Origin of the sequence: Aliidongia dinghuensis (assembly GCF_014643535.1) — a bacterium.
GTDB classification, from domain to species: Bacteria; Pseudomonadota; Alphaproteobacteria; order ATCC43930; family CGMCC-115725; genus Aliidongia; species Aliidongia dinghuensis.
Genome location: NZ_BMJQ01000023.1, coordinates 33,850 through 47,467 on the forward strand (window position 1 = coordinate 33,850; position 13,618 = coordinate 47,467).

Here is a 13,618-nt window from a genome sequence, read left to right on the forward strand (position 1 = left end):
CTTGTGGCGACGGCCCCTCCTCGTGGTCCTGGCGACTGCGTTCTCGGCGGTGGCGTTCTCGACGACGGCACTGGCCCGGGCCGAGACGTTCGACCCGCAGGCGGTGCTGGCCCAGGCCTTTCCCGAGATGCGCGCTCTGCGCAAGGCGATGAAGCCGGAGATCGTAGCGCTCGAAGTGCGACTCGATGCCGAGGAGCAGGCCGGCGCCGACCGCAGTTGCCTGCGCCAGGCGGTCACCGAACTGCGCTGGCTCCTGGCCTCGACCAGCGACGTGGCACGGGCGGAGCACGCCCGCGACCGGCTTCGCGAACGCGCTGCGGCGGCCGTCAATCCGGCCGGCAGCGTGCAGGATGCCGACGGCAGCTACGGGCCCTGCGTCGAGGATTGGGCCTGGAAGCTCGACGCCTCGACCGACCGGTTCCTGTCCGGCGCGCCGATGCCGGTCTACCCGCGCCTCCTCGACCGGGTGAACGACCCGGCCCGGCTCGACGCCTATCTCACGGGCCTGCTGCAGTCAGACTTGCGGCGCGACGGCGTCGACCGCCGCAAGGAGCTCAATATCGCGAGCGCCGATCTCGTCCGCCTGATTCTGCGCCGCAAGCCCGCAGGCTATCCGTGGCGCGATGATCTGGAACCGGTCGTGCGCCGCTTCATTGCCGCGGCCCAGGATCCCTCGACCGGCTTCTTCGGCGAGAGCTACCGGGATGGCGAGCGCACCGTCCGCATGGCGGACCTGAGCGTCACCTTCCACATCGCTCGCTATCTCGACGGCAAGATCGACCATTGGCCGACGCTCATCGACCATCTGATCGCCATGAAGGATGCGCAGTATCCCTACGGCTGGCTCGACGACACCGGCATGACCAGCCACAACAACTACGACGTCGCGACCCTGTTCCGCCTAGGCTGGCCAGCGCTCGACGCCGGGCGACAGCACGCCGTCGCGGCCGAAATCGCCCAGCTGCTCGACTGGTGCCTCGGCACCGCACTCGGCCCCGATGGCGAGATCAAGAGCCGCGCCGTCGGCGAATCCTGGCCGGATGCGCTCTATTTCACCGCGGCTTTCCTGGACGAGGTGGGCTTCCTCGATCCGCGCAAGCGCTATTGGACCGACCGCCCCCTGCCCGACCCGACGCGCATTCGCGCCGGGCTCGCGGCTGAGGCGCGGAAGCTGCCGGCAGATGAGCCGATGGCGCGCGCGGCACTCGACCGGCTGGCCCAACGATAGATGCGCGGGCGATAAGTGGATGGGCGATAGGCGCCCAGACAATAGGCATGGGGGGCAATGCCGTTGTTGGCAGGGGCGGCGTCACGCGTTTAGATAGGTCCGGCCCAGTCGGCTGCCCTTCCCACCAGATGTCGAGAGAGAGCCATGCCGGACGTGAACCCGAGCGACCTCTACGCCCGCTTCCAGACGTTGCTGCCGCTCATCGTCTCGAACGCCCTCAACGTGCTGGGCGCGATCGTCATCCTGATCATCGGCCTGTGGCTGTCGGGCCGCTGCCACACCTGGGTCGTGCGCGCGCTCAGCAAGACGCCGCAGTTCGACGCGATGCTGAAGAGCTTCTTCGGCAGCCTGGTCCGCTACCTGGTCTTGACCGTCACCGTGCTGGCGGTGCTGTCGCAGTTCGGCATCCAGACAACGAGCCTCGTCGCGGTCTTGGGCGCCGCCGGCCTCGCTGTCGGCCTGGCGCTGCAAGGCACGCTGTCGAACCTCGCGGCCGGCGTCATGCTGCTGATCTTCCGGCCGTTCCGCATCGGCCACAAGGTGCAGGTCGGCGGCATCATCGGCACGGTCAAGGAACTGTCGCTGTTCTGGACCGAGCTCGTGACCGACGACAAGGTGCAGGTCATCGTGCCGAACAGCGGCGTCTGGGGCCAGCCGCTCCGCAACTTCAGCCATTATCCGGTGACCTCGCACGCAGGCGAGGCCCGCTTCCGCGTGCCCGAGGCGACGGACCTCGCGGCCGCGACCGGCATCGTGCTGGGTGCGGCCGAAGCCCACCCGCGCGTGCTCAAGGACCCGGCGCCGACCCTGCTGCTCGATCGGACCACGACCGAGAATGCGCTCGAGATCGTCCTCGGATTCTCCGTCGCCGAAGACGAGGTGCCCAAGGTCAAGAGCGACCTCTACCGCACGGTCCACGACCAGCTGGCCAAGGTGACGCCCACGGCGTGATCCGTGTTTCTTGCTCGCCAGGACAGCGCAGGGACTTGATTAGTGTTCATGACAATACCATTATCATGCGACGGGCATGATAATGGTGCATCATGAAACAGTCGGAAGCCGCCACCGAGCGGGTCACGGTGCTGATGACGCCGGCAGAGAAGGTGGCGCTCGAGATAAAGGCGAAGGGCGCCGGCGTTTCGGTCGGCGAATATGTGCGACGGTCCGTCGATTCGTTCGATCCCGATGGGGCGGCTGAGCTCACCCAGCTTGCCGCCCTGGCGATCGAACTGCAGCGGAGCAACGTCGAGGCAGCGGCGGCGCTGGATCGGGCGCTTGCCAGCATCGAGGAGACGCGCACCCAACTCGGCGGCCGGTCGGCCGCATGAGTGCCATCAAAGATATCCTCGCCGGCCTCAAGACCGCGATCGAGCTGAACGGCAAGGTCGTCTCGGTCGGTGCTGCGGTCGAGCGCCTGGCCACGGACGTGCGGGACCTCGACCGCCGGCTCGTGCGCGTCGAGACGATCATCGAAATCGCGCGGCCCGATGGGGCCGTTCTGCGGATCGCCGGCAAGGCACCGAGCGACGACAAGTGATCCTCACTCCGCCTCCGGCCGGAGGAAATATTTCGTCTCCTCGACCGCTTCCTTGAGACCGACGCGGCGGATGTCGACGCCCTCGGGGAAGGCGCCGTAGAGGCGCGAGGGCATCATCGGGTCCAGGAGCACGAATACGCCCTGGTCGCCGGCACGGCGGATCAGGCGGCCGAACGCCTGGCGGAGCTTGAGGCGGGTCAGCATGTCGTCGTAGCCGCGCGAGCCGAAATCCTGGCGCCGGGCCTTGTGCAAGATGTCGGGCCGGGGCCAGGGCACGCGGTCGAACACGATCAGGCGGAGCGAGCGGCCCGGCACGTCGACGCCGTCGCGGACCGCGTCGGTGCCGAGCAGGCAGGCGTCCTCCTCCGCCCGGAAGATGTCGATGAGCGTGCCGACGTCGACCGGGTCGACATGCTGCGACAGGAGCTCGATGCCGGCATCGTCGAGCGGCGCCAGGATGCGCTCGCGCACGGCCTTGAGGCGCGAGATCGCCGTGAACAGGCCAAGCCCGCCGCCGCCCGCGGCCAGGAACAGCTCGCGATAGGCGGCCGCGACCTGGTCGAGATCGTCCTTGCGCACGTCGGTCACCACCAGGCAGCGCGTCTGGTTGGCATAGTCGAACGGCGACGGCACGCGCGCGCGGATCGCCGGGGCGGCCACATGGACGGCGCCGGTCCGTGCCTCGGCCGCCTGCCAGTCGACACCGGCATCGCCGGTGCCGTCGGTCAAGGTCGCCGACGTCACGACCACGCCGTGGGCCGGGGTCACGACCGCCTTGGCGAAGGGCTCGGTCGGGTCGATCCAATGGCGGTGCAGCCCGACATCGACCTCGCGCCCGTCCTGCCGGCTGATCGACAGCCAGTCGACCATGCCTTCGGGCGTCGCCTGCGGCAGGTCCTTGAGCATGGCGCGCCAGGCGGCGAGCGTGATGACCGCGCGCCGTTCCAGGCTGCGGATCGCCGCCTCGATGCGGGTGCGGACTGCCGTGTCGAGCTCTTCCGCCTCCTCGTCGAGGCGCTTGGCCAGATACTTGACCAGCCGCAGGATCGGCGCCTCGAGCCCGGCCAGCGCCTGGTCCGCCTCCAGCGCCGCCTCGGCCAAGCCCTCAATCGCCGGCTGCCGTTCCGTTTCGAGGTCGTAGTTCGCTTCGGGCCGTTGCGCCCGGGCCAGCACCTGCTGGCGCACCAGCGCCAGGAACTTCTCGATCGGGTGGCGCGGCTCGCCCTCAGCCAGGCGATGCAGCCAGCCGTCGCCCGGCAGCACGGCGGCCGAGACCAGGATCGCCTGCAGGTCGTCCGTCGCGGCGTCATCGCCCGCAACCAGGTCCTCATAGCGCCGGCGCATCCCGCGCGCGCGGCCGGCGCCGCCCTCGGCCCCCAGGATCCAGCGCCGGAGATCCGCCGCCGACAGGCCCGAGAGCTGGGCCGAGAAGGCGCTGTCCGCGGCCTCGAACAGGTGATGGCCCTCGTCGAACACGTAGCGCGTCGGCACGGTCGCGTCGTCGAGCCCGCCGAGCGCCGCCTGGACCAGCACCAGCGCATGGTTGGCGACGACGATGTCGGCCCGCCGCGCCCGCCGGATCGAATGCTCGATGAAGCAGCGCGAATAATGCGGGCAGGCGGAATAGATGCATTCGCCGCGCCGGTCGGCGAGGCCCAAGCTCTGGGCACGGCCAATCAGGTCGACGAGCCAGCCCGGGAAATCGCCGCCGACGAGCGCCCCGTCCTTGGTCGCCATCGCCCAGCGCGCCATGAGCCCGAGGCCGACGGCGTTCGCCGGGTTGCCGAGCACGGTCTGCGCCGCCTCCTCGAAATTCAAGAGGCACAAGTAGTTCTCGCGGCCCTTCCTGAGCACGACTCGCTCGGCTTTCAGCCGCGGATCGGGATAGAGCCGGTCGAGCTCGCCGTCGATCTGGGTCTGCAGGTTGCGCGTAAAGGTCGAGACCCAGACGGGGCCGCCGTTGCGCTCGGCCCAGAGGCTGGCCGGCGCCAGGTAGCCCAAGGTCTTGCCGACGCCGGTGCCGGCCTCGGCCAGCACCAGGTTCGGCTCGTCCGGCGCCGCTTTCGGCGCGAAGGCGGCGCTCACCGCCGACGCGTAGTCGGCCTGCTGCGGCCGCGCTTCAGCGGCGGGCGCGCCATTGGCTGAGCTGGCGTCATGGCGCGCCCGGCCCTGGACCAGCTCGGCCAAGCGGCCCCGCGCGTCGGCCGGGTCGACCGGATAGTGGCTCGGCGGCTCGACCGGCCCCGCCTCCTCCCATTCCGGCAGGCGCGACCAGATGTCGAGGCCGGAGAGCCGGCGCGGCCGGCCCGGCAAGGGGGCGGCGCCCAGGGCCGCCAGCACGGCTGGGCCCCAGGGCCAGTCGCCCGCCGCCATCAGCTGCGCCAGTTCGGCCAGGATCGGCGTCGCTTGGCGCTGGATGCGATCGAGCAGGACCGGCACCGAGTCGGCGAGGCCCATCGCCTGGTCCTCGAGCGAGCCGGCGCGGCCGAGACCCAGTGCCATCATCAGGCCGCGCGGCGTCGGCAGGCAGAATTGGCCGGGACAGGTGAAGGCAAACAGCTCCAGCGCGTCGAATGCGCGCAGATCGCGCAGCTCGAGCCGGCGGGCGACGGCGCGGCCGTGCGCCACGAGCGGCGCCTCGTCGCGCGCCCGGCGCTGGGCCGCCCGGAGGTCGAGCGTGTCGATCTCGCCGTCGGCCGTGAGCCAGACGGCGCGCCGCGTGCCCAGCACCAGCACCGGGATTTCGGGCGCCAGGATGCGGGACGGCTTCAAGGGAGCGGCGGACGTCATGATCGCCGCGACTATAGGACCGGCCGGCCCCCTCGCGGCAAGCACGGCATGCCCGCCCGCTGCAGAAATCGCGGTTCCCCTCGTCCGGCAAACCCGCTACATGGAGGAACGCGCCATCCCCCACTCGCCCGAGAAGACGTAAAGGACGCTCCGCGTCGAAAATTTATATGAAGCACAGGCTGAGCAAATATTTGGGCCCCGCCCTGACCCTGGGCCTGATCGGTGGCGCCATCCTGCTGCTGTACCGCTCGCTGAGCGAGATGCGGCTTCAGGACCTGTGGCACGATCTCAACGAGTTCCCGCTGTCGTCGATCTTGATCGCCGCCGGCTTGACGGCCGTCAGCCATCTGGCGCTCACGTCCTACGATTATATCGGCGTGCGCTACATCAAGCGGAAACTCGCCTATTGGCGCGTCGCCGTCGCCGCCTTCACGGCCTATTCGATCAGCCATTCGCTGGGATTCGCCTCGGTCACCGGCACGACCGTGCGCTACCGGCTCTATTCGCGCTGGGGATTCGGCGCGGTCGAGGTGGCGCAGATCATGGCCATGGCGGGGGTTACTTTGTTCCTCGGCATGTTCCTGATCGGCGGGGTGGCCCTGCTGCTCGACGGCGCCCGGGTCCAGGCCTGGACCGACCTGCCGTCGGCCGGCATCAACGCGCTGGGCGTGCTGTGCCTCGCCGTGGTCGCGGCCTATGGCACTGTCGGCTATTTCCGCCGGGAACCGCTCAGCCTCTGGGGCTTCGAGCTGCGCATCCCGAGCCCGCGCTTCGCCGCCGTGCAGATCGCCGTCTCCGGCATCGACTGGTTCCTGGTCGCAAGCGTGCTCTACGTGCTGCTGCCACAGAACAACGTCTTCAATTTCGCGACCTTCCTCGGCGTGTTCGTGCTCGCCTATTTCCTCGGCATCATCTCGAACGTGCCGGGCGGCCTTGGCGTGTTCGAGGCAGTGATCCTGAAGAGTCTGTCGGCCTCGGTGCCGCCTGAGGCGGTATTGTCGTCGCTGCTCGTCTATCGCGGCATCTATCACCTGTTGCCGCTGACCCTGGGTGGCGTCATCTTCTTCATAAATGAGTTCAAACGCTCGCACGAGCGCATGCGGCGGAACGCACCCACCGGCCCCAAGGCGGCCGACCGACGCGGCTAGGTAGTCAAAACAGGACCTTTCCAGAGAGGACCGAAGATCGATGTGTCGCTGGCTCACCTATAGCGGTCGCCCGATCTATCTCGAGAAGCTGCTGTTCGAGCCCGAGAATTCCCTGATCCAGCAGAGCCTGCACGCCCGCAAGGCGCGGGTCGCGACCAACGGCGACGGCTTCGGCCTCGGCTGGTATGGCGAGCGCGAGATGCCGGGCACCTATCACGAGACGCTGCCGGCCTGGAACGACCGCAACCTCAAGAGCCTGTCGCACCAGCTGCAGGCCTCGCTGTTCTTCGCCCATGTCCGCGCCTCGACCGGCACGGCGACCAGCCGGGCGAACTGCCACCCTTTCACCCACGGCCGCTGGCTGTTCATGCACAACGGCCAGATCGGCGGCTACGACCGGATCCGGCGCGCGCTCGAGCAGCTCATCCCCGACGAGCTCTATCACTGCCGCCAGGGCACGACCGACAGCGAGCTGTTCTTCTATTTGCTGTTCCACCACGGGCTCGATGACGACCCGGCGGCGGCGCTTGCCGCGACGACCCGCACCGTGCTCGAGATCATGGCCGCGCACGATGTCGCCGAGCCGTTTCGCATGACCGCATCCTTGAGCGACGGCAAGCGCACGTTCGCCGTGCGCTTTGCGACCGACCCGGAACCGCCGTCGCTCTATTACGGCTGCGAGCCCGACGGGCTCATCATCGTGTCGGAGCCGCTCGACCAGATCGCCGACCATTGGCATCGCGTGCCGGCTGGCCACCTGCTGACGGTCGAAGGCCCGTGCCGCGTGGCGCTCTCGCCGTTCGGAGCGAGCTGACCCTCGCCCGCTTGCGGGCGAGGGCTTGGTTGTCACAACGCATTGTGCGCGAAGGCCCAGTAAAGCTCGCGGGCGCGCTGGAACAGCGGTCCGGGGCCGAGCTCCCGCTGCTCGTAGCGCGTGATCGGCTGCACCTTGCCGAGATTGCCGGTCGCGAAGATCTCGTCCGCTGCCAAGAGCTCCTGGACGGTCACGACCCGCTCCTGCACCTCGACGCCCGCCTGGCGCAGCAGCCGTACCACGCGCTGGCGCGTGATGCCGTTCAGGAACGTGCCGTTCGGCTCCGGCGTCACGACCACGCCGTCCTTGACCAGGAACAGGTTGGCCGAGGCGAACTCGGCGACGTGCCCCAAGGGGTCGAGCAGCACCGCGTTGTCGAAACCGCGCGCCTTGAGCTCGGCCATGGCGCGACCGCTGTTCGGGTAGTGGCAAGCCGCCTTGGCGTCGGTCGGCGCGGTTTCAGGCGACGGCCGCCGATAGCTGGACAGGCCGGCGGAGAAACCGTCGGCCGACGGCATCGGCAGGTCATAGACCGAGAGCGCGAAGCGTGTCGTCTCCGGCGCGCCGCCGAGGAAGCCGCCCTCGGCCCAGAACATCGGCCGGATATAGAGCGCCGCATCCTTGGTGAAATGGCCGAGACCCTCGCGCGCGATATCCTCGACCTCGCCCGGCGTCAGCATGGGGCCGAGCCCGAGCGCCCGGGCCGACGCCACGACACGCGCGCAATGGCGATCAAGGTCGGGGGTCGTGCCCTCGAACGCGCGCGCGCCGTCGAACACGAGTGACGCCTGCCACATGGCATGGCTCATCGGCCCGAGGAGCAGCGGATTACCCGATAACCATTCCCCATCCACGTAGGTCCAGGACGCCATAAGGTCCTCCCTGCTGGTTTCCCCTGGGACGTGCTGCTTCGCAGTAAGATGCGCAGAGCGGAGCCCGCCATCGGCAGACCCCGAGCCATAATCCTAGGCACGGTTCGCGCACGCTGAAAAGGCCCGCCCGCATTCGCCATGCCCAATGGGCTACCGCTGCTGGAAGAACCTGCGCCCTATTCAATTGCTTGCGCCGGGCGCCGGTTCCGCGTACGGTTTATGTCCGGTATTCTAGACTTTGATCCGAAATACCGGACAAATAGCGCAACAAGCGCCAAAAGCGAAAGGAGACCGGGATGGCTCACCGCATGGGGAATAAAAGCATGAGGACAGCGGCCTTGGCCCTGGGCGTGTTCGCCTTCGGCCTCGGCGCCGCAGGCTCGGCCAAGGCCGAGGGCAAGCTGCAGGAAGTCCTGAAGCGCGGCAAATTGATCGTGGGCACGGGCAGCACCAACCCGCCGTGGGAGTTCAAGGACGCCTCGGGCAACCTCGTCGGCTACGACATCGACATCGCGCGCCTGATCGCGAAGGGCCTGTTCAACGACCCGTCCAAGGTCGAATTCGTGGTCCAGGCGTCCGACGCGCGCATCCCGAACATCACGACCGACAAGGTCGACATCACCTGCCAGGCGATGACGGTGACCGCCCAGCGCGCCCAGCAGGTCGCCTTCACCATTCCCTACTACCGCGAGGGCGTCGGCCTGCTCGAGCCCAAGAACAGCAAGTACGCGGACTATGCGGCGCTCAAGGCCGCCGGCTCCAAGGTCACGATCTCGGTGCTGCAGAACGTCTATGCCGAGCAGATGGTGCATCAGGCCCTGCCGGAGGCGAAGGTCGACCAGTACGACAGCTTCGACCTCATCTATCAGGCGGTGAATTCCGGTCGTGCCGACGCTGCGGCCACCGACATGTCGGCACTGCGCTGGTATCTGAAGCAGAACCCCGGCAAGTACACCGACGCCGGCTATGGCTGGAACCCGCAGACCTATTCCTGCGCGGTGAAGCAGGGCGACGCCGACTGGCTGCAATATGTCAACACGGCGCTGCGCGAGGCCATGACCGGCGTCGATTTCGAGGACTACAAGAAGTCGTTCGAAACCTGGTTCGGCGAGACGCCGCCCGAGCCCAAGATCGGCTTCCCGTCCGAGATGCGTTGACCGGCTGCTGACAGGGATGAGCTGGACGGGGATGGGCTAGGCGGGGATGGGTTACTCGATCAACTTCTCGGTGGTGTGGGGCAGCTTCGACAAGCTTTTGTCGGGGCTGTCGCTCGGGCTGGGGCTCGCCGCCGCCGCCGTGCTGATGGGCATGATCATCGGCCTCATCGGCGGCTTCGCCAGCGTGTCGCAGATCAAGGCCGCGCGGACCATCGCGGCACTCTACGTGACGGTGCTCCGCAACCTGCCCATCCTCGTCATCGTGCTCATCGCCTATTTCGCGCTGCCCGATCTCGGGATCCGGCTCGACAAATACACGAGCTTCATCCTGTCGCTGGGCTTCTATGCCGGCGCCTATCTGACGGAGGTCTTCCGGGCCGGCCTCCTGTCGGTGCCGAAGGGCGTCATCGAGGCGGGCCGCGCGATCGGGCTCACCCGGCTGCAGACGAGCGTCTGGGTCGTGGCACCCATCATGCTGCGCAATGCGCTGCCGGCGCTCGGCAGCACGATGATCTCGCTGTTCAAGGACACGTCGATCGCCGCGGTCATCGCCGTGCCGGAGCTCACCTTCCAGGCGCGCAAGATCAACACCGAGAGTTTCCGCGTGGTCGAAAGCTGGAGCGTCGCAAGCGCCCTCTATATCGCGACCTGCTTCCTGCTGGCCGCGGGCCTCAGGCAGCTGGAACGCCGCTTCCCCAAGTTCTGAGGACGCCCCGACCATGGATGCCTCGTTCTTCGACGAACTTTGGATGGCGCGGAGCGCGCTCGCGAGCGGCCTCTTCTGCACCATCGGCGTCTCGGCCGCGGCAATTACCGCCGGCAGCCTGCTCGGCCTGCTGATCGGCGTCAGCCTGGCCGAGGGACCGAAGCCGCTCAAGCTCGCCTGCCGCATCTATGTGGACGTGCTGCGCGGCACACCGGTACTGGTCCTGGTGCTGGCCGCCTTCTACCTCCCGGCCGTGTTCCGGCTCAATCTCGACGCGCTCACCTCCGGCATCCTGGCGCTGACGCTGTTCTGCGGCGCCCATGTCGGCGAGATCGTGCGCGGTGCGCTGCAATCGATCCCGCCCGGCCAGATCGAGGCGGGCCGCTCGATCGGGCTGACATACCCGAAGATCCTCGTCTATGTGCTGCTGCCCCAGGCGCTCCGGTCGATCCTGCCGACCTGGATCAATACCGGCGTCGAGCTGGTCAAGGCCTCGACCCTGCTCTCCGTCATCGGCGTCGGCGACTTCCTGCTGAAGGTGCAGGAGATCATCGGCCGCACGTTCATGAGCCTCGATTTCTACGTGCTGGCCGGCTGCTTCTACCTCGCCGTCAATTTCGCCGTCGAACGGCTGGGCAAGGCGGTCGAACGCCGCCTCGCCCACTAGTGAAGGTTATCCCGCCCATGCCGCAGCTGCTCGAAATCCGCAACCTTCACAAGCGCTTCCACGGCGTCGAGGTGCTGAAGGGCGTCGATCTCGCCCTTCACGAGCGGGAGGTCGTGTCGATCATCGGCTCGAGCGGCTCCGGCAAGACGACGCTGCTCCGCTGCGTCAACCTGCTCGAGGAGTTCGAGGACGGCGAGATCGTGCTCGACGGCGAGGCCATCGGTTACCGGACCCAGCACGGCCGGCGCCGGCGGCTCGGTGATCGCGAGCTGTCGCGCCAACGCGCCATGACCGGCATGGTGTTCCAGGGCTTCCACCTGTTCCCGCACCTGACCGCGGCGGGCAACGTGATGCTGGGGCTGCGCAAGGTCAGGCACATGGAGCGGGCCGAGGCGCGGTCGCTCGCCGAGAGCTGGCTCGGCAAGGTCGGCCTCGGCCATCGGGCGGACCATTTCCCGAGCCAGCTCTCCGGCGGCCAGCAACAGCGTGTCGCCATCGCCCGTGCGCTCGCCATGAACCCGAAGCTGGTGCTGCTCGACGAGATCACCTCGGCGCTCGACCCGGAGCTGGTGCAGGAGGTGCTGCAGACGGTGAAGGCGCTCGCCGCCGAAGGCGCCACCCTGCTGATCGTTACCCACGAGATGCGCTTCGCCCGCGACGTGTCGCACCGGATCGTGTTCATGGAGCAGGGCCGGATCGCCGAGGAAGGACCGCCGTCTGAGATCTTCGGCGCGCCCAAGAGCCCGCGCCTCGCCGAGTTCCTGCGCTCCTCGCGCGACTGAGACCGGCGCCGCCCGGAACGCCCCCCGGGGCGGCGATGTCGCACGGCCCATCGCAGCCTGCGGGGCGGTCTTGCCTCCCGTCGCGCGGCGGCCTACGCTTCGAGGTCCTATGACCGACCTCATCTTCCATATGTGCCGGCGTGACGAGTGGCAAGCGGCCGCGCGCTCCGTTTATCGTGGCTCCACCCAGGACCAGGCCGACGGCTTCATCCATTTCTCGACGGCCGAGCAGATCGTCGAAAGCGCCGCCCGCCACCGCGCCGGCCAGGATGGGCTGGTGCTCATCGCGGTCGATCCGGCGGCCCTCGGGCCGGAGCTCAAGTGGGAGCCGTCGCGCTCGGGCGCGCTCTTCCCGCATCTCCACGGGTCGCTGCCGCTGACCGCCGTCAGCTGGGTGCGCGAGCTGCCGCTCGGCCCCGACGGCAAGCATCTGTTCCCGCCGCTGAACCGGTCGGGCGAGCAGCCATGATGGCGCTCGCGACCATAGCACTCCCGCTTCTGCGGCTGCTGCCGGCGGAACGCGCGCACGAGCTCACGATCCGCGCGCTCAAGGCCGGCTTCGCCCCGGCCCGGCCGCCGGCCGACGAGCCGATGCTGGCGACGCGTCTCTGGAATCTCGATTTCCCGAACCCGATCGGGCTCGCCGCCGGCTTCGACAAGAATGCCGAGGTGCCCGACGCCATGCTGCGCTGGGGCATGGGCTTCAGCGAGATCGGCACGGTGACGCCGCGCCCCCAGGCCGGCAATCCGCAGCCGCGCCTGTTCCGCCTCGTCGAGGATCGCGCCGTCATCAACCGGATGGGCTTCAACAACGAGGGCCTGGGCATCGTCACGGCGCGCCTTACCGCCCGCGCGCGCCGCGGCATCGTCGGCGCCAATCTCGGCAAGAACCGCGACGCGGCCGACGCGACGGCGGATTATTGCCGCGGTGTCGCCACGCTGGCGCCGCTCGCCGACTATCTCGTGATCAATGTCTCCTCGCCGAACACGCCGGGCCTGCGCGACCTGCAGCGGCGGAGCGAAGTGGGCGCGCTCATCCACGCGGTCATCGAGGCGCGTGATGCAGTCCGCCTCGATCGCCCGCCACCGATCCTGCTCAAGATCGCGCCCGACCTGACACCCCAGGAAATCGACGACATCGCCGAGGTGGCACTCGATTCCAAGATCGACGGCATCATCGTGTCGAACACGACGGTGGCGCGGCCGGCCACGCTGCGCAGCATCAACGCGCCCGAGCCGGGCGGCCTGTCGGGCAAGCCGCTGTTCGAACCGTCGACCGCCGTGCTGGCCGAGGTCTATCGCCGCACCCACGGCCGCATCCCGCTCGTCGGCGTCGGCGGCGTTGCCTCCGGCGAGGACGCCTATGCCAAGATCCGGGCCGGTGCCTCGCTGGTGCAGCTCTATTCGGCGCTGGTCTATCACGGGCCGGCGCTCATCCAGCGCATCAAGCGCGACCTCGCCGCCTGCCTCAGGCGCGACGGCTTTGCCCATGTCGCCGAGGCGGTCGGCAGCGGCGCCGACCGCGTCGCCTCCGGCGTCCATCGGCAGGGAGCATGACCCAGGGAGCACGACATGGCGTTGGATGACGACGAGCTGCCGCAGAAGCGCCCAATCGCCCCCAAGGACCTGACGCCGCTTTCGGTTGAGGAACTGCGGCACTATATCGCCGGGCTCGAGGCCGAGATCGCACGCGCCCGTATCGCGATTGCCGCCAAGGAAAGCCATCGTTCCGGCGTGGAAGGCCTGTTCAAGCGCTGACCTCGGGGACGCGGCTTTTCTTCGCGCCCGCAAAAAACTGCACCTTCCACCGGTTCCGGACCGGCAAACTGTCGTTATATCCTCCACGGGACACGCCCACCGGATGCGCCCACTGGACACGCCCACGGGGCAGGGCAGCCTTCCGTCCTGTTCACCGAC

15 protein-coding genes are annotated in these 13,618 nt (G+C 68.5%); 13 read left to right on the top strand and 2 right to left on the bottom strand.

Features of this window, described 5'->3' with window-relative positions; translation table 11 throughout:
* Nucleotide 1: 1 nt before the first annotated feature.
* The 4 genes from IEY58_RS30380 to IEY58_RS30395 all read left to right on the top strand — a co-directional run bounded on the left by IEY58_RS30380 (nt 2) and on the right by IEY58_RS30395 (nt 2,765).
* Complete coding sequence (locus IEY58_RS30380) at nt 2-1,228, top strand: hypothetical protein (protein ID WP_189051933.1); 1,227 nt, start codon at nt 2-4, stop codon at nt 1,226-1,228.
* A 144-nt stretch (nt 1,229-1,372) separates the two neighbouring features.
* The gene (locus IEY58_RS30385; protein ID WP_189051934.1) at nt 1,373-2,179 is read left to right on the top strand and encodes a mechanosensitive ion channel family protein; all 807 of its coding nucleotides are present in this window, start codon (nt 1,373-1,375) and stop codon (nt 2,177-2,179) included.
* Between the two features lie 92 nt (nt 2,180-2,271).
* Nucleotides 2,272-2,556 carry a plasmid mobilization protein gene (locus IEY58_RS30390; RefSeq protein ID WP_189051935.1) on the top strand — a complete coding sequence of 95 codons (285 nt, stop codon included), beginning with the start codon at nt 2,272-2,274 and terminating at the stop codon, nt 2,554-2,556.
* A complete protein-coding gene (locus tag IEY58_RS30395; protein ID WP_189051936.1) occupies nt 2,553-2,765 on the top strand; it encodes a hypothetical protein in 213 nt (70 codons plus the stop codon). The genes IEY58_RS30390 and IEY58_RS30395 overlap by 4 nt, the downstream gene beginning before the upstream one ends.
* Nucleotides 2,766-2,768: 3 nt before the next feature.
* Here the strand turns inward: IEY58_RS30395 and IEY58_RS30400 are convergent, their stop codons facing one another.
* Nucleotides 2,769-5,555: an ATP-dependent DNA helicase gene (locus IEY58_RS30400; protein WP_189051937.1), complete on the bottom strand. Its 2,787-nt coding sequence runs from the start codon at nt 5,553-5,555 to the stop codon at nt 2,769-2,771.
* Nucleotides 5,556-5,722: 167 nt separating this feature from the next.
* Here IEY58_RS30400 and IEY58_RS30405 point away from each other — a divergent pair, with 167 nt between their 5' ends.
* Both IEY58_RS30405 and IEY58_RS30410 read left to right on the top strand, forming a co-directional pair.
* A complete protein-coding gene (locus IEY58_RS30405; protein ID WP_189051938.1) occupies nt 5,723-6,703 on the top strand; it encodes a lysylphosphatidylglycerol synthase domain-containing protein in 981 nt (326 codons plus the stop codon).
* A 40-nt stretch (nt 6,704-6,743) separates the two neighbouring features.
* Nucleotides 6,744-7,517 (top strand): class II glutamine amidotransferase, encoded by a 774-nt coding sequence (locus tag IEY58_RS30410; protein ID WP_189051939.1) that lies wholly within the window; start codon nt 6,744-6,746, stop codon nt 7,515-7,517.
* Nucleotides 7,518-7,549: 32 nt separating this feature from the next.
* Here IEY58_RS30410 and IEY58_RS30415 read toward each other — a convergent pair whose 3' ends face one another.
* Complete coding sequence (locus IEY58_RS30415; protein WP_189051940.1) at nt 7,550-8,389, bottom strand: branched-chain amino acid aminotransferase; 840 nt, start codon at nt 8,387-8,389, stop codon at nt 7,550-7,552.
* Nucleotides 8,390-8,712: 323 nt separating this feature from the next.
* Here IEY58_RS30415 and IEY58_RS30420 point away from each other — a divergent pair, with 323 nt between their 5' ends.
* The 7 genes from IEY58_RS30420 to IEY58_RS30450 all read left to right on the top strand — a co-directional run bounded on the left by IEY58_RS30420 (nt 8,713) and on the right by IEY58_RS30450 (nt 13,459).
* Nucleotides 8,713-9,546 carry a transporter substrate-binding domain-containing protein gene (locus tag IEY58_RS30420; RefSeq protein ID WP_189051941.1) on the top strand — a complete coding sequence of 278 codons (834 nt, stop codon included), beginning with the start codon at nt 8,713-8,715 and terminating at the stop codon, nt 9,544-9,546.
* A gap of 46 nt (nt 9,547-9,592) precedes the next feature.
* The gene (locus IEY58_RS30425; RefSeq protein WP_189051942.1) at nt 9,593-10,252 is read left to right on the top strand and encodes an amino acid ABC transporter permease; all 660 of its coding nucleotides are present in this window, start codon (nt 9,593-9,595) and stop codon (nt 10,250-10,252) included.
* Between the two features lie 13 nt (nt 10,253-10,265).
* On the top strand, nt 10,266-10,919 hold the full coding sequence (locus tag IEY58_RS30430; RefSeq protein ID WP_189051943.1) for an amino acid ABC transporter permease: 654 nt from the start codon (nt 10,266-10,268) through the stop codon (nt 10,917-10,919).
* A 17-nt stretch (nt 10,920-10,936) separates the two neighbouring features.
* Complete coding sequence (locus IEY58_RS30435) at nt 10,937-11,701, top strand: amino acid ABC transporter ATP-binding protein (protein WP_189051944.1); 765 nt, start codon at nt 10,937-10,939, stop codon at nt 11,699-11,701.
* Nucleotides 11,702-11,810: 109 nt separating this feature from the next.
* Nucleotides 11,811-12,170 carry a DUF952 domain-containing protein gene (locus IEY58_RS30440; protein WP_189051945.1) on the top strand — a complete coding sequence of 120 codons (360 nt, stop codon included), beginning with the start codon at nt 11,811-11,813 and terminating at the stop codon, nt 12,168-12,170.
* Nucleotides 12,167-13,258 carry a quinone-dependent dihydroorotate dehydrogenase gene (locus IEY58_RS30445; protein ID WP_189051946.1) on the top strand — a complete coding sequence of 364 codons (1,092 nt, stop codon included), beginning with the start codon at nt 12,167-12,169 and terminating at the stop codon, nt 13,256-13,258. The genes IEY58_RS30440 and IEY58_RS30445 overlap by 4 nt, the downstream gene beginning before the upstream one ends.
* Nucleotides 13,259-13,273: 15 nt before the next feature.
* The gene (locus IEY58_RS30450; RefSeq protein WP_189051947.1) at nt 13,274-13,459 is read left to right on the top strand and encodes a DUF1192 domain-containing protein; all 186 of its coding nucleotides are present in this window, start codon (nt 13,274-13,276) and stop codon (nt 13,457-13,459) included.
* Nucleotides 13,460-13,618 lie beyond the last annotated feature (159 nt).